The sequence below is a fragment of the Pseudomonas sp. FH1 genome, assembly GCF_000510895.2.
GTDB classification, from domain to species: Bacteria; Pseudomonadota; Gammaproteobacteria; order Pseudomonadales; family Pseudomonadaceae; genus Aquipseudomonas; species Aquipseudomonas azotoformans_A.
On record NZ_AOHM01000022.1, the window covers coordinates 65,931 to 81,484 of the forward strand.

Here is a 15,554-nt window from a genome sequence, read left to right on the forward strand (position 1 = left end):
CATCAAACAGGCACGCCAATTCAGAACCATAGCCGGTTCCTGGCAAGTTGCGCGGCGGTGTGGTCCTTACACGGCCGGTCGCGGATGGATCACCGCGCGCATGCGCTCCTCTTCGAGAAATTTCATGATGATCGGCGCCACGGCTTCCGCCCGGGTGATCAGGAACAGGTGGCCGTCATCGATGATGTGCAACTGTGCATTGGGGATGCGCCAGGCCAGCATGCGCATGTTGATCAGCGGGATCAGCGGGTCATCGTCCCCCGCCAGCACCAGGGTGGGTTGGCGGATCTTGTGCAGCCAGTGGATGCTGGTCCAGCCCAACCCGGCGAACAGCTGCCAGTAGTAGCCCAACTTGCCGGCCGAGCGCACTTTGCTCGCGTGTTCGGCGGCCAGTTTCGAATCGCGGCGGAACGAGCCGCCGTAGATCATCGGCGCGATGCGCACCACATGGGACGGTTGGATGTAACGGCGCGGGCTGGCCATCAACCACAACACTTTCGGCTTGCCCGGCACCATCACCGCACCCGCCGCTGTGGCCGCCAGGATCAGCTTCTTGCAGCGCTCCGGGTAGTCGTAGGCAAACTGCTGCGCCAACGCGCCCCCCCAGGACACACCCACCGCGTTCACCTGGCCATAGTCCAGGTAATCGAGCATACGTGCGGTGAGCTTGGCCAGGCCGGGAAAACGGTACGGTCGATTGGGTGTGGAGGAACCGCCCACGCCGGGCACATCGAACGCGATCACTTCCAGGTCTGGGTCCAACGCCTGGACGAACGGAAACACCAACTCAAGGTTGGCGCCGATGCCATTGAAGATCAGCAGCGGCGTCAAGTGAGGCTTGCCCGGGCGCACCGCCGTGCGGATGGTCTGGCCATCCAGGTCGATGGTGCGGAAGATGAACGGTTGCGGCATGGGCTTACCCTACGGGTGAGGATTATCGTTCGTGTACATAAGTGCCCGGCGCCGCTTCGGCCGCCGCATAGGTTTTGTTACCCAGGCTTGTAGGTGCTTTCTTCAACTTACCCGCCCGTTCCGCCTGCCAGGCTTGCCAATGCAGCCACCACGAATCGGTGTGCTTGGTGGCATTCTCCTGCCACTCCAGCGGCTTCGCCGTCAGGCTGTCGCTGGTCTGGTAACGCGCCTTGGGGTTGCCCGGCGGGTTGAGGATGCTCTGGATATGCCCGCTGCTGGACAGCACGAACTCCACCTTGCCGCCAAACAGCTGCGCCGATTTGTAGCACGACTGCCACGGCGTAATGTGGTCATTGGTGCCAGCCAGGGAATAGATATCGGCAGTGACCTGCTTGAGGTCGATGGGCGTGCCGCACACTTCCAGTGCGTTGGCGCGCACCAGTGGGTTGTTCTTGAACAGCTCGATCAGGTCACCGTGGAATGCCGCCGGCAACCGCGTGGTGTCGTTGTTCCAGAACAGGATGTCGAACACCGGCGGTTCGTTGCCCAGCAGGTAGTTGTTGACCCAGTAGTTCCAGATCAGGTCGTTGGGCCGCATCCAGGCAAACACCTTGGCCATGTCGCGGCCTTCCAGCACGCCGGCCTGGTAGGAGTGGCGCTTGGCCGCCTCCAGAGTCTGTTCGTCGACAAACAGTGCCACCTGGGTGTCCAGCGTGGTGTCCAGCACACTCACCAGCAGGGTCAGGGCGTTGACCTTCTTCTCGCCCAGCGCCGCGTAGTGGCCGAGCAGGGCAGTGCAGGTGATGCCGCCGGAGCAGGCGCCGAGCATGTTCACATCTTTGCTGCCGGTAATCGCCGTGACCACATCCACCGCTTCCTTGAGCGCCTCGATATAGGTCGACAGGCCCCACTCGCGCTGGGCCTTGGTCGGGTTGCGCCAGCTGACGATAAAAGTTTGCTGGTTATTGCGCAGGCAGAAGCGCGCCAGGCTCTTCTCCGGGCTCAGGTCGAATACATAGAATTTGTTGATCTGCGGCGGCACCACCAGCAGCGGGCGTTCGTGCACCTGTTCGGTGATCGGCTTGTACTGGATCAGCTCCAGCACGTCGTTGCGAAACACCACGGCGCCTTCGGTGGTGCCCAGGGTCTTGCCCACTTCAAAGGCGCCCATGTTGACCTGGCTCGGCATGCCGCCGTTGTGCACCATGTCCTTGGCCAGGTGGGACAGGCCATCGAGCAGGCTCTTGCCGCCGGTTTCAAAGAAACGTTTGACCGCCGCCGGGTTGGCCGCGCTGTTGGTGGGCGCCATGGCTTCGGTCATCAGGTTGATCACGAAGTGGCCGCGGCTGATGTCCTGTTCCGACAGGTTGCTGTCGCCGATCCAGTCGTGCAGTTCCTTGCGCCACGCCAAGTAGGTTTGCAGGTAGCGTTTGTAGAGCGGGTTCTGGCTCCAGGCCGGGTCCTGGAAACGACGGTCGTCGCTTTCGGGCACCAACGCGGATTTGCCGAACATCACGTTCTTCAACTCGACGCCAAAATGCGCGACGTGCTTGACGCTGTGCAACGGTTGTTTGATGGCTTGGGTCAGCACCATCTTCGCCGAGGCGAGTAAATCCTTTTTACGTAACGCGATGATCGGGTTGAGCCCCAGGGTGTTTTCCGAGGCCTGGCGTTTCAAGTCATCGTTGTTCTTGTTACTCATCTACGACGCTCCATTGTCCGAAAGACGAGTACCGGGGACCGCTGCGCACCCAGTTTCGATACACAACACAAGCCTGGTACTGCGACTCGGGTGACCGTTGATACCGCATCGTCAAATGCAGGGAACTTGCCAGCTCCATTGGTTACCCGAGTTTAATTTTTTTCGCAAGCGGACCAATCGTTGGTCACGCGACAGGGCATTCAAGCAGATGAAATTAGAAAATGCCCTCTAAAGAGCAAGAGGCCTGTGCTAGAGCATCAGCCGTACGACCGACTGATCCGGATCGCGGGTTTTGCCGGCGGCTTTGAGTTCGGCCAGATAATCGACCCACAACGCGTCTTGGCGCACGGCGAGTTGGTAGAGGTAGTCCCAGGTGAACAGTCCGCTGTCATGACCGTCGTCGAAGGTCAATTTCAGTGCGTACTGGCCAGCGGGTTCTACCTTGATCAACTTCACGTTGAGTTTGCCGAATTGCAGGATCGGTTTGCCGTGCCCCTGGACCTCGGCGGAAGGCGAGTGGGTGCGCAGCAGCTCGGCGGGGAGTTGGTACACCTCGTCGGGCCCGTAGGTGAGGCCGAGGGTGTTGGAGGTTTTGTGCAGGTTTACAGCGGTGGGAAATTTTGACATTGGGAAGACCTTGGGCTGCAAGCTACAAGCTTCAAGTTGAATGGGGTCAACTTGTCGCTTGTAGCTTACAGCTTGAACTCTACAGAATGTAGCGCGACAGATCTTCGTTCTGTGCCAATTCGCCCAAGTGGCTGTTGACGTATCCAGCGTCGATCTTGATCACCTCGCCATTCTGCGCGCCAGCCAAATCGCCAGCACTGAAGGACACTTCCTCCAGCAGCCGCTCCAGCAAGGTATGCAAACGACGGGCACCGATGTTCTCGGTCTTCTCGTTGACCTGCCAGGCGATCTCCGCCAGGCGCTTGATGCCGTCCGCTTGGAACTCGATACCCAAGCCTTCGGTTTTCAGCAGCTCACGGTATTGCTCGGTGAGCGACGCGTGCGGCTCGCTGAGGATGCGCTCGAAGTCGCCTGGGGTCAGCGCCTTTAGCTCCACGCGGATCGGCAGGCGGCCTTGCAGCTCCGGCACCAGATCGCTTGGCTTGCTCAGGTGGAACGCGCCGGAGGCAATAAACAGGATGTGGTCGGTCTTGACCATGCCCAGCTTGGTGTTCACCGTGCAGCCTTCGATCAGCGGCAGCAGGTCGCGCTGTACGCCCTCGCGGGACACATCGACACCGCCGGAGTTGCCGCGCTTGGCCACCTTGTCGATTTCGTCGATAAACACGATGCCGTGCTGCTCGACCGCTTCCAGGGCCTTGGCCTTGAGTTCTTCCTCATTCACCAGGCGCCCGGCTTCTTCGTCGCGCACCAGTTTCAGCGCTTCCTTCACCTTGAGCTTGCGGCTTTTCTTCTTGCCCTTGCCCATGTTGGCGAACAGGTTCTGCAACTGGCTGGTCATTTCTTCCATGCCAGGCGGGGCGGAGATATCGACGCCGGAGACTTCAGCGACTTCGATCTCGATTTCCTTGTCGTCCAGCTGGCCTTCACGCAGGCGCTTGCGGAACAGCTGGCGGGTGTTGGAGTCCGAGGCCGGCGCGGCGTCTTCATTGAAACCCATGCGTGCCGGTGGCAGCAGGGCGTCGAGGATGCGTTCTTCGGCGGCGTCTTCGGCGCGGTGGCTGACCTTGGTCACTTCCTGTTCGCGCAGCATTTTCAGGGCGGCGTCGGCCAGGTCACGGATGATCGACTCGACGTCGCGGCCCACGTAGCCCACTTCGGTGAACTTGGTGGCTTCGACCTTGATGAACGGCGCATTGGCCAGCTTGGCCAGGCGACGGGCGATTTCGGTTTTACCGACGCCGGTCGGGCCGATCATCAGGATGTTCTTGGGCGTTACTTCAACGCGCAGTTCTTCGGGCAGTTGCATCCGGCGCCAGCGGTTACGCAGCGCAATGGCTACGGCGCGCTTGGCATCGTCCTGGCCGATGATATGGCGGTTGAGTTCATGGACGATTTCGCGGGGAGTCATGGACATAGTGTTTGGCGGCCTCAAGCGGAATAAGCCTACGGCTTACTCAGCGAGGTCCTGCTCCTCAATGGTCTGGTTGTGGTTGGTGAACACGCAGATATCACCGGCAATACCCAGGGCGGTCTCGACGATTTCGCGAGCCGACAGGTCGGTTTTCTTCAACAGTGCGCTGGCGGCCGCTTGGGCGTAGCCACCGCCGGAACCCATGGCGATCAGGCCATGTTCAGGCTCAACCACATCGCCGTTGCCGGTGATGATCAGGGAAGCGTCTTTGTTGGCGACGGCCAGCATGGCTTCCAGGCGGCTGAGGGAGCGATCGGTGCGCCATTCTTTGGCGAGTTCAACCGCAGCGCGCACCAGGTGGCCCTGATGTTTCTCTAGCTGGCCTTCGAAACGCTCGAAAAGGGTGAAAGCGTCGGCGGTGGCGCCGGCAAAGCCTGCGAGAACCTGGCCGTGGTACAGGCGACGCACTTTCTTGGCGTTGCCTTTCATCACGGTATTACCCAGGGAAACCTGGCCGTCGCCGCCCATGACGACTTTGCCGTGGCGACGTACTGAAACGATGGTGGTCAAGGGGAGAGTCTCCACGCAGCGGGGCGAAAATGCCCTGATGGAAACTGATATGGGGGTGGTGGGGGGGATTTCAACTGTAGGACGGGAGGGTGGACGAGTGGTGTTTATAGGCCTTACACAATTTTGAGGACACCCGAAACCAAATGTGGGAGCTGGCGTGCCTGCGATGGCGGTGTGTCAGTCACTGAAAATATTGACTGTTACACCGCCATCGCAGGCACGCCAGCTCCCACAATTGTACTGTGTTGGCTGCGAGCTAGCGGCTCTGGCGTTGTTGTAACAACAGGTTGCTAAAGCCCGCGCCAGCCAGTTGTTTCTGCGCCACGGTCAGCTGTTCACGGTTGCTGAACGGCCCCACCAGCACGCGATACCAGGTCGCATCCTTCACCGTACCCGACTCAACCGTCACCGACTGGCCCAGCAGAATGATCTGCGCCCGCACGCGATCCGCATCCGCCTGTTTCGGGAACGAGCCCGCTTGCAGGAAGAACTTCGTCACCGGCGCGGCTTTGGTCTCGGCAACCGGCGGTGCTGGCGGCGGCGTAATGCCAGCCAGCGCAGCCTGGGCGCGCGCCGTGTCGATTTTCGCCGCTTCCGCTGGGGTGACCGGGGTGGTCGGTACCTGTGGCGTCGGCAGGGTTTTCTCCGGCACGGCGTCAGGCGGCACGATCACTTCCGATTCCGGCAGCAGCGTGTAGAAGTCGTACTTCGGCTTCACAGGTGCGGTCGGGCTTGGCGCCGTCTTGTTGGCTTCGGCCATTTTCGTGGCCTTCTGCTGTTCCTGCTTGACCCGTTTGACGTCATCGCCCTTGCCCGGATCCAGCTTCATCAGGAACACGATAAACGCACCGACGGTGAGGCCGATCGCCATCCACAACCAGCCCGGGATCGGCTTCTTCGCCGGGGCCTGGTAGCGGCTGGCGCCGCGCTTGGGTGCAGGTTTTTTCTTGGCAGCCAACTTACATACGCTCCAGAGTTTCCAGGCCCAACAGTTCCAGGCCTTGCTTGAGGGTCCGTCCCGCCAAGGCGGCGAGGCGCAGGCGGCTTTGCTTCTGGGCTTCGTCGTCGGCGCTCAGGATCGGGCAGTTCTCGTAGAAGCTGGAGAACAGGCCCGCGACTTCATACAGGTAAGTGCACAGGATATGCGGCGTGCCTTTCTCGCCGACGCTGTTCAGCACTTCGCCGAATTGCGCCAGTTTGGCGGCCAGTTCCTGTTCGTGCGGGGCGTCCAGCACGATCTGGCCTTCAACCTCGCTGAAGTCCTTGCCCAGCTTGCGGAAAACGCCCGCCACACGGGTATAGGCGTAGAGCAGGTACGGCGCGGTGTTGCCTTCGAAGTTCAGCATCAGCTCGAAGTTGAAGCTGTAGTCGCTGGTGCGGTGCTTGGACAGGTCGGCGTATTTCACCGCCCCGATGCCCACCACGCGGGCGATGTTGCGAAGGTCGGCCTCGGCCAGCTCCGGGTTCTTTTCCTTCACCAGGTTGTAGGCACGTTCCTGGGCTTCGGTCAGCAGGTCGATCAGCTTCACGGTGCCGCCGTCACGGGTCTTGAACGGGCGGCCATCGGCGCCGTTCATGGTGCCGAAGCCCATGTGTTCCATGTGCATCGGGTGGGTGACGAAGCCGGCGCGACGCGCCACTTCGAACACCTGCTGGAAGTGCAGGGCCTGGCGCTGGTCAACGAAATACAGCGCGCGATCAGCCTTGAGCACGCCGCTGCGGTAGCGCACGGCGGCCAGGTCGGTGGTGGCGTAGAGATAGCCGCCATCGGCCTTGACGATGATCACCGGCAGCGGTTCGCCTTCGGCGGTCTTGAACTCTTCGAGGAACACGCACTGCGCGCCGTTGCTTTCTACCAGCAGGCCTTTGGCCTTGAGGTCGTTGACCACGTTGATCAGGTCGTCATTGTAGGCACTTTCGCCCATCACGTCGGCCATGGTCAGCTTGACGTTGAGCAGCTCGTAGATTTCCTGGCAGTGGGACAGGGAAATCTCACGGAAGCGGTTCCACAGCTCCAGGCATTCCTTGTCACCGGCTTGCAACTTGACCACCAGGCCACGGGCGCGGTCGGCGAATTCTTCGGATTCGTCGAAACGCTTCTTGGCAGCACGGTAGAAGTTTTCCAGGTCCGACAGCTCGTTGCTGGTGATCGGGTTTTCCTGCAGGTAGGCCATCAGCATGCCGAACTGGGTGCCCCAGTCGCCCACGTGGTTCTGACGGATCACGGTGTCGCCGAGAAATTCCAGGACCCGCGCCACGCCGTCGCCGATGATGGTGGAGCGCAGGTGGCCCACGTGCATCTCTTTGGCCAGGTTCGGTGCCGACAGGTCAATCGCCACGCGTTGCAGCGGGCCGGCTTTGCGCACGCCGATCTTGGCGTCGGCCAGGGCCGCATCCAGGCGCGAAGCCAGGGCCTGGGTGTTCTGGAAGAAGTTGATGAAGCCTGGGCCGGCGATTTCAGCCTTGGTGACGCTTTCGTCCACCGGCAGCGCGGCGATGATTTTCTCTGCCAGGTCGCGCGGCTTCATGCCCGCAGGCTTGGACAGCATCATCGCGATGTTGCTGGCGAAGTCACCGTGGGTCTTGTCGCGGGTGTTTTCCACCTGGATCGCCGGCGTCAGGCCTTCAGGCAACACACCTTCGTTGACGAGTTGGGTGAGGGCTTGTTGGATCAGCTGGCGAATGGTGTCTTTCATGGTGTTCTCTTTCAACCGCAAGCGGCGGCGCGCGATGCGCAGGTGGAAAAACTGGGCATTATCCGTGGCGAGGGCGGGCTTGCCAACCTTCGCGGGACCTATGGCCAGGCTTAATACAAATCTACCGGGTCTACGTCCAACGACCATCGCACTTGGCGACCGCTGGGCATTTGCTCCAGGGCAAGCAACCAGCTACTTAATAGTCGATGCAGGGGCGCGCGCGAGGTTGCCTGCAAGAGTAGCTGAGCGCGATAACGTCCGGCGCGGCGCTCCATCGGGGCGGGCACCGGGCCGAGCAGTTCGATGCCGCTCAGGCCCAGTTCGCCGAGCAAACGTTCGGCGGCGCTGCACGCCTCATCCAGAAAACTTTCCGCCTGCCCTGGTTTGTGGGCTTCGGCGCGCAGCAGGGCCAAATGGGAAAACGGCGGCAGGCCCGCCGCGCGACGTTCGCTCAGCGCCTGCTCGGCGAAGGCGAAGTAGCCTTGTTCGGTCAGCTGGATCAGCAGTGGATGGTCGGCCAGGTGAGTCTGGATGATCACCCGGCCGGGTTCTTCGGCGCGGCCCGCACGACCGGCGACCTGCACGATCAACTGCGCCATGCGCTCGCTGGCGCGGAAATCCCCGGAGAACAACCCGCCATCGGCATCCAAGATCGACACCAGGGTCACCCGTGGAAAGTGGTGCCCTTTGGCAAGCATCTGCGTGCCGATCAGGATGCATGGGTGGCCTTTCTGGATGGTCGCGAACAATTGGTTCATCGCGTCCTTGCGCGAGGTGCTGTCGCGGTCGACCCGCAAAACCGGGTAATCCGGGAACAGAATGCCGAGGCGCTCTTCAGCCCGTTCGGTGCCGGCGCCCACCGGTCGCAGGTCGACTTTGCCGCACTGCGGGCAGTGGCGCGGTACGCGTTCCACATGGCCGCAGTGATGGCAACGCAGTTCGCCGTAGCGCTGGTGCACGGTCATGCGCGCATCGCAGCGCTCGCATTCGGACATCCAGCCGCAGTCGTGGCACAGCAGGGTCGGTGCAAAACCGCGCCGGTTGAGGAATACCAGGACCTGTTGGCCAGCGGCGAGGGTCTGGCCGATGGCTTGTTGCATCGGCCCGGAAATCCCGCTGTCCAGTGGACGGCTTTTGACGTCCAGGCGCAGGAATTTGGGTTGCTTGGCGCCACCCGCGCGCTCGTTGAGGCGTAGGAGGCCGTAACGCCCGGTGTAGGCGTTGTGCAAGCTCTCCAGGGATGGCGTGGCCGAGCCCAGCACAATCGGGATGTCTTCCTGGCGTGCACGCACCAGTGCCAGGTCGCGGGCGTGGTAACGCAAGCCTTCCTGCTGTTTATAGGAGCCGTCGTGCTCCTCGTCGATGATGATCAGCCCGGGGTTTTTCATCGGGGTAAACAGCGCCGAGCGGGTGCCGATAATAATGTCGGCCTCGCCATCCCGTGCGGCCAGCCAGGACTCCAGGCGCTCACGGTCATTGACTGCCGAGTGCACCAGGGCGATGCGCGCGTTGAAGCGCTGTTCGAAGCGCGCCAGGGTCTGTGGGCCCAGGTTGATCTCGGGGATCAGCACCAGCGCCTGTTTGCCGGCTTGCAGGGTTTCGCGGATCAACTGCAGATAGACTTCGGTCTTGCCGCTGCCGGTGACGCCCGCCAGCAGGAACGCATGGAAACTGTCGAAGCCGGCGCGAATCGCTTCATAAGCGGCGCGTTGCTCGGGGTTCAGTGGCAGTTCCGGTTGGGCCAGCCAGTGTTCGTGGCGGGCATCCGGGGCGTGCTTGCGGATTTCCACCTGCACCAGGCCCTTGGCGAGCAACAGGTCGAGGCTGTCTTTGCTCAGCATCAGCTTGCTTAACAGCTGGTGCGCGACGCCATGGGGGTGCTGGGCCAGTGTCGCCAGGGCTTCACGCTGGCGCGGGGCGCGTGCGATGCGCGGGTCGTCGAGGCGCGCACCGGGCACCATCGACCAGAAACGTTCCTGGCGCGCTTCGGCCAGTTCGCCCTGGCGCAGCAGTACTGGCAGCGCCCAACTGAGCGTATCGCCGAGGCTGTGCTGGTAATACTGGGCGGTCCACAGGCACAGCTTGAACAGGGCAGGCGGCAACGGTGGGGTGGCGTCGAGCATCGCCAGCGCAGGCTTGAGCTTTTCCGCCGGGACTTCGCTGTGGTCCGCGACTTCCACCAGAATGCCGATCATTTCGCGCCGGCCAAACGGCACGCGCACGCGCATGCCCGGCTGCAACTGCGCCCGCAGCACGCCGGCCGGGGCCCGGTAATCGAACAGGCGGCGCAGGGGCGAGGGCAGGGCTAGGCGCAAAATGGCGTCGGGCACGCGGGGGGTCTCATATAAAGGCAGGCGGTGGCGCAGGGGCGGGAGCCTAGCAGACGGGGGAGGGCTTGGGTATGCCATGGTTTTCTGATGAAAGGCGGTTTTCAGCCGGATACGCGGCTTGCGCGATTAAAAAGGTCTGGTAGAATCCGCGGCCTAATTACGTGCGGTATTCGACAATAGTGTCGAGTGGCGGCACGCTAGCCCGAGGAAGTGCCATGAAAGCCGATATCCATCCAGCGTACGAAGTCATCGACGTAACTTGCAGCTGCGGCAACAAGTTCCAGACCCGTTCGAACCTGTGCAAGCCACTGGGTACTGACGTATGCAACGAGTGCCACCCGTTCTACACCGGTAAGCAGAAAACTCTGGACACCGGCGGCCGCGTACAGCGCTTCGCAGATCGCTTTGGTGCTTTCGGCAAGAAGCCTGCTACTCCAGCAGAGTAAGGCTCAAAAGCCTTATGGGCTTTTGCCAGCTGTTGAAAAAGGCGTCCCTTGTGGGCGCCTTTTTTGTGCCTGGGATTTGGCTGCCGGCTGCCCAGGCCGAGGTGTTTTGCCCCGCGCCGGCCTCCTTGGTCCCGGTAGAAGTGCAGCGCGTGGTGGATGGCGACACGGTGCGCCTCACGGATGGCCGCAGCGTGCGGATGATCGGCCTCAATGCCCCGGAAACTGGCAAGAAAGGCCGCCCCGACGAGCCTTACGCGGTTGCTGCCCGCCAGCGTTTACAGGTATTGGTCGACGCGAGCGACGGTCGCGTCGGGTTGGTGCCTGGGCGCGAGAGCAAGGACCGCTATGGCCGCACGTTGGCCCACCTGTACGGCGCGGATGGCGAGAATCTTGAGGCGCGGCTGCTGGCCGAAGGCCTGGGCTTTCAGGTAGGTGTTGCGCCCAACGTCGATCTTGTCGACTGCCAGCAGGCCGCTGAAAACAGCGCCCGTGATACGCGGTCGGGCCTGTGGCGGCAATCTCCGGTGCAAAACGTGGCCCGGCTCAAGCAATCCGGCTTCGCCTTGGTCAGCGGCCGGGTGAGCAAGATCGAACGCAATCGCGGCGGAATCTGGATCGAATTGCAGGGTTCACTGGTATTACGCATTGCACCCGACCTCGTCAAACAATTCGACTCTGCAACCCTCAGTGGTCTGCAAGGCAAGGCAATCGAGGCGCGTGGCTGGGTGCAGGATCGCGCCAAGCGCGGTGGCCTGAAAAACGGCCACGCACGTTGGGTACTGCCATTGACCGACTCCAGCATGCTCAAATCGACTGATTAAGAAAAAATTGTAGACATTTTTTTAATCGATTGTGAACAGTTGAGCCCTTGTATCCCGTGGCTCTTGGCCAAAAGTCGTAGCGCAGGGCCCTTGACACCTGTGACTGCCCAGTCTTGTAGGGACTTTGCGACACGCGTATCCTCGGCGGTCCGTCGACCAACAGTAAAAGCGGAATGCCGATATGTCTGATTTGAAAACTGCCGCTCTCGAATATCATGCCCATCCTCGTCCAGGAAAGCTGAGTGTAGAGCTCACCAAAGCCACTGCCACCGCTCGCGACCTGTCGCTGGCCTACAGCCCTGGTGTTGCCGAGCCCGTACGTGAAATCGCCCGCGACCCTGAACTGGCGTACAAGTACACCGGCAAAGGCAACCTGGTTGCAGTGATTTCCGATGGCACCGCGATTCTGGGCCTGGGCAACCTCGGCCCATTGGCTTCCAAGCCAGTCATGGAAGGTAAGGGCGTGCTGTTCAAGCGCTTTGCCGGCATCGACGTTTTCGACATCGAAGTCGACTCCGAAAGCCCGCAGGCTTTCATCGACACGGTCAAGCGCATTTCCATCACCTTCGGTGGCATCAACCTGGAAGACATCAAGGCACCTGAGTGCTTCGAGATCGAAAAGGCCCTGATCGAACAGTGCGACATTCCGGTATTCCACGATGACCAGCACGGCACCGCGATTGTTACTGCGGCCGGCATGATCAACGCCCTGGAAATCGCTGGCAAAACCCTGGCTGACGCACAGATCGTCTGCCTGGGCGCCGGCGCTGCGGCCATCTCCTGCATGAAGTTGCTGGTGAGCATGGGCGCCAAGCTGGAAAACATCTTCATGGTCGACAGCAAGGGCGTGGTCCAGTCCGAGCGTACCGACCTGAACCAGTACAAGGCGATGTTCGCTCACGCCACCGACAAGCGCACCCTGGCTGACGCCCTCGACGGTGCAGACGTGTTCGTCGGCCTGTCCGGCCCGAACCTGCTGAGCGCCGAAGGCCTCAAGTCCATGGCGGCCAACCCAATCGTATTTGCTTGCTCCAACCCTGATCCAGAAATCTCTCCGGAACTGGCGCACGCCACCCGCAGCGACGTGATCATGGCCACTGGCCGTTCGGACTACCCGAACCAGGTCAACAACGTATTGGGTTTCCCGTTCATCTTCCGTGGTGCCCTGGACGTTCGCGCCAAGCGCATCAACGAAGAGATGAAAGTGGCTGCCGCCAACGCCCTGCGCGAACTGGCCAAGCTGCCGGTGCCTCAGGAAGTGTGCGACGCCTACGGTGGTATCAAGCTGGAATTCGGTCGTGAGTACATCATTCCGAAACCAATGGACAAGCGCCTGATCACCCTGATCTCCGATGCCGTGGCCAAAGCCGCCATCGAGACCGGTGTGGCCACCCTGCCGTATCCGAAGCACTACCCGCTGCAAAGCGTGGATGATGTGTTCAACGGCTAAGCCGTTGTAGCGCACCAACAAAAAGCCCCGGCTCTTGCGAGTCGGGGCTTTTTTGTGGCGAATCATTTTGTGCTGGGCAGGCTCTTGCGGTGAGCCCTGCTTCCAACCTCAGAACAGATCAATCGGCGCCGCCTCATCCGCCGGCAGCGGGCTGCCAGGCACAACGCCATTGCCCAGCTCGTTGACCGACGGCGGCGTGTCTTCGCTCTTGAACAGTTCGAAGTACGCATTCGGCGTGCTTGGCGACGCTGCACGGCCACTCACCGGGTCGATGCGCAGGCTGAGGATACCTTCCGGCTCCGGCTGGGTATGCGGCGGCTTGTCCTTCAGGGCGGCGCCCATGTAGCTCATCCAGATCGGCAGCGCGACGGTGCCACCAAACTCGCGGCGACCCAGGCTTTCCGGTTGGTCGTAGCCGGTCCACACGGTGGTCACGTAATCGGCGTTGTAACCGGAGAACCAGGCATCCTTGGATTCGTTGGTGGTACCGGTCTTGCCCGCGATATCCGGACGGCCCAGGGCCAAGGCGCGGCGGCCGGTGCCCTTCTTGATCACGTCTTCCAGGATGCTGTTGAGGATGTAGGTGGTACGGCCATCCACGATGCGCTCGGCCACGGCAGGCGCCTGCGGCTCGGTTGCAGCAGTGTTGGTGGCAGGTGCGGCACCTGGCGTCGGCTCAATGGTGATACCGCCATTGCTTGGGGCCTCCAGCCCATCCGTCGCCGCCACGCCATTGACCACATCCCCCGGCACTCGCGGCGGGTTGGCAGTGAACAGGGTGTCGCCGTTGCGGCTTTCAATCTTGTCGATCAGGTACGGCGCGATCTTGTAGCCGCCGTTGGCAAAGGTGCTCCAGCCGGTGGCGATTTCCATCGGTGTGAGGGTCGCGGTGCCCAGGGCCAGGGACAGGTTTGGCGGCAGGTCCGACTTGTTGAAGCCAAAGCGCGTCATGTAGTCGATGGTCTTGCCGACGCCCATGGCCTGCAGCAAGCGGATCGATACCAGGTTACGCGACTTGTACAGCGCTTCGCGGATACGGATCGGGCCGAGGAAGGTGTTGGTGTCGTTCTTCGGGCGCCACACCTTGTCCAGGTACTCGTCGACAAACACGATCGGCGCATCGTTGACCAGGCTGGCGGCGGTGTAGCCATTGTCCAGCGCGGCGCTGTAGATGAACGGCTTGAAGCTCGAACCCGGCTGGCGCTTGGCCTGGGTGGCGCGGTTGTAGTTACTTTGCTCGAAGGCGAAGCCACCGACCAGCGCGCGGATTGCACCATTCTGCGGGTCCAGCGACACCAGCGCGCCCTGGGCGAGCGGCACCTGGCTGAACTTGAGGCTGTCGTCCTTCTGGCGTTGCACGCGGATCAAATCACCCACCTGGGCCACGTCAGACGGCTGCTTGGGCAGCGCGCCCATGCTGTTGGTGTTCAGGAAGGGACGCGCCCATTTCATGCTGTCCCACGCTACATGGGCTTCGCCGGTGCGGGTCAGCACCTGTACGCCGTCTTTCTTGACCTGGGTGACGATAGCCGGCTCCAGGCCACTGATGGCGCGCTGCTTGCCCAGTTCGGTGGTCCACGCGCTCAGGGTCTTGCCTGGCAGGCGTGATTCAGGGCCACGGTAGCCGTGGCGCTGGTCGTAGGTGATCAGGCCGGAATGCACCGAGTCATTGGCGATTTCCTGCAGGTTGCTTGGCACCGTGGTGGTCACCCGGAAACCTTCGGTGTAGGCCTCACTGCCATAGCGGCCGACCATCTCGGCGCGCGCCATTTCAGCAATATAAGGCGCGTTCACTTCCGGCGTCGGCACGTGGTAGCTGGCGTTCAGCGGTTCGGCGATGGCGCTTTCGTAAGCGGCCTGGTCGATCTTGCCCAGCTTGTACATGCGGCCCAGGATCCAGTCGCGGCGTTCTTTGCTGCGCGCCGGGTTGGCCAGGGGGTTGAAGCGTGAAGGGGCCTTGGGCAGGCCGGCAATCATCGCCATCTGCGCCAGGCTGGCGTCACGGATGGACTTGCCGTAGTAGACCTGCGAAGCCGCCTCGATGCCGTAGGCACGGTTGCCCAGGTAGATCTTGTTGACGTACAGCTCAAGGATCTCGTCCTTGGTCAGCTGGCGTTCGATCTGCAGCGCCAGGAGGATCTCGGTGGCCTTGCGCGAAAAGCTGCGCTCGCTGGTGAGGAAGAAGTTCTTCGCCACCTGCATGGTGATGGTGCTGCCGCCGGACTGGATGTGTCCGCTTTTTACCAGTTGTGTCGCCGCACGCACCAGGCTGCTGGGGTCGACGCCATAGTGGTTGGCAAAATTATCGTCTTCAGCTGACAAAAGGGCGCTGATGAAATTGGGCGGAATATCGGCAAAACGGATCGGTGTGCGGCGCATTTCGCCGAACTCCGCGATCAGTTTTTCATCGCTGCTGTAGACCCGCAAAGGAATCTGCAACTGGATACTTCTGAGGGCCTCTACCGAGGGCAAACCCGGACTAAGGTAGAGGTAGGCCCCGCTGAGCACGAGCAGCAGCCCGCAAACGATGGCGACAATGGAGTACCCGAAAAACTTCAGCAGACGAATCAAGGCTTTTGGATTTCC

Annotated in this window: 12 protein-coding genes; 3 read left to right on the forward strand and 9 right to left on the reverse strand. The window is 61.6% G+C overall.

Features of this window, described 5'->3' with window-relative positions; all coding sequences use genetic code 11:
• Positions 1-66: 66 nt before the first annotated feature.
• From phaZ to H096_RS09095, 8 genes are all read right to left on the reverse strand, one after another.
• The gene (gene phaZ / locus H096_RS09060) at positions 67-912 is read right to left on the reverse strand and encodes a poly(3-hydroxyalkanoate) depolymerase (RefSeq protein ID WP_016979176.1); all 846 of its coding nucleotides are present in this window, start codon (positions 910-912) and stop codon (positions 67-69) included.
• Positions 913-934: 22 nt separating this feature from the next.
• Positions 935-2,614, reverse strand: coding sequence for a class II poly(R)-hydroxyalkanoic acid synthase (gene phaC / locus H096_RS09065; protein WP_033897750.1), 1,680 nt, complete (start codon positions 2,612-2,614; stop codon positions 935-937).
• A gap of 249 nt (positions 2,615-2,863) precedes the next feature.
• Positions 2,864-3,241, reverse strand: coding sequence for a DUF971 domain-containing protein (locus tag H096_RS09070; RefSeq protein WP_033897751.1), 378 nt, complete (start codon positions 3,239-3,241; stop codon positions 2,864-2,866).
• A gap of 79 nt (positions 3,242-3,320) precedes the next feature.
• Positions 3,321-4,658, reverse strand: coding sequence for an ATP-dependent protease ATPase subunit HslU (hslU, locus tag H096_RS09075; protein WP_033897752.1), 1,338 nt, complete (start codon positions 4,656-4,658; stop codon positions 3,321-3,323).
• Positions 4,659-4,694: 36 nt separating this feature from the next.
• Positions 4,695-5,225, reverse strand: a complete 531-nt coding sequence (gene hslV, locus H096_RS09080; RefSeq protein ID WP_003171209.1) for an ATP-dependent protease subunit HslV — start codon at positions 5,223-5,225, stop codon at positions 4,695-4,697.
• 256 nt (positions 5,226-5,481) lie between these two features.
• Positions 5,482-6,183 carry an SPOR domain-containing protein gene (locus H096_RS09085; RefSeq protein ID WP_025858692.1) on the reverse strand — a complete coding sequence of 234 codons (702 nt, stop codon included), beginning with the start codon at positions 6,181-6,183 and terminating at the stop codon, positions 5,482-5,484.
• A gap of 1 nt (position 6,184) precedes the next feature.
• Positions 6,185-7,921 (reverse strand): arginine--tRNA ligase, encoded by a 1,737-nt coding sequence (gene argS, locus H096_RS09090; RefSeq protein WP_033897753.1) that lies wholly within the window; start codon positions 7,919-7,921, stop codon positions 6,185-6,187.
• Positions 7,922-8,031: 110 nt separating this feature from the next.
• On the reverse strand, positions 8,032-10,251 hold the full coding sequence (locus tag H096_RS09095; protein ID WP_033897754.1) for a primosomal protein N': 2,220 nt from the start codon (positions 10,249-10,251) through the stop codon (positions 8,032-8,034).
• Positions 10,252-10,466: 215 nt separating this feature from the next.
• Between H096_RS09095 and rpmE the strand changes: the two genes are divergently transcribed.
• The 3 genes from rpmE to H096_RS09110 all read left to right on the forward strand — a co-directional run bounded on the left by rpmE (position 10,467) and on the right by H096_RS09110 (position 12,968).
• A complete protein-coding gene (gene rpmE / locus H096_RS09100; protein WP_033897755.1) occupies positions 10,467-10,697 on the forward strand; it encodes a 50S ribosomal protein L31 in 231 nt (76 codons plus the stop codon).
• Between the two features lie 14 nt (positions 10,698-10,711).
• Entirely contained in the window at positions 10,712-11,518 is an 807-nt protein-coding gene (locus H096_RS09105; protein WP_033897756.1) for a thermonuclease family protein, read from the forward strand.
• Positions 11,519-11,699: 181 nt separating this feature from the next.
• Entirely contained in the window at positions 11,700-12,968 is a 1,269-nt protein-coding gene (locus H096_RS09110; RefSeq protein WP_016979185.1) for a malic enzyme-like NAD(P)-binding protein, read from the forward strand.
• A 108-nt stretch (positions 12,969-13,076) separates the two neighbouring features.
• Here H096_RS09110 and H096_RS09115 read toward each other — a convergent pair whose 3' ends face one another.
• Complete coding sequence (locus H096_RS09115) at positions 13,077-15,539, reverse strand: penicillin-binding protein 1A (protein WP_033897757.1); 2,463 nt, start codon at positions 15,537-15,539, stop codon at positions 13,077-13,079.
• Positions 15,540-15,554: the final 15 nt, after the last annotated feature.

What these genes read in the sequence shown, in the direction of transcription:
- phaZ (WP_016979176.1), bottom strand. Translation starts at nt 912, where the DNA reads ATGCCGCAACCGTTCATCTTCCGCACCATCGACCTGGATGGCCAGACC.
- phaC (WP_033897750.1), bottom strand. Translation starts at nt 2,614, where the DNA reads ATGAGTAACAAGAACAACGATGACTTGAAACGCCAGGCCTCGGAAAAC.
- H096_RS09070 (WP_033897751.1), bottom strand. Translation starts at nt 3,241, where the DNA reads ATGTCAAAATTTCCCACCGCTGTAAACCTGCACAAAACCTCCAACACC.
- hslU (WP_033897752.1), bottom strand. Translation starts at nt 4,658, where the DNA reads ATGTCCATGACTCCCCGCGAAATCGTCCATGAACTCAACCGCCATATC.
- argS (WP_033897753.1), bottom strand. Translation starts at nt 7,921, where the DNA reads ATGAAAGACACCATTCGCCAGCTGATCCAACAAGCCCTCACCCAACTC.
- rpmE (WP_033897755.1), top strand. Translation starts at nt 10,467, where the DNA reads ATGAAAGCCGATATCCATCCAGCGTACGAAGTCATCGACGTAACTTGC.
- H096_RS09105 (WP_033897756.1), top strand. Translation starts at nt 10,712, where the DNA reads ATGGGCTTTTGCCAGCTGTTGAAAAAGGCGTCCCTTGTGGGCGCCTTT.
- H096_RS09110 (WP_016979185.1), top strand. Translation starts at nt 11,700, where the DNA reads ATGTCTGATTTGAAAACTGCCGCTCTCGAATATCATGCCCATCCTCGT.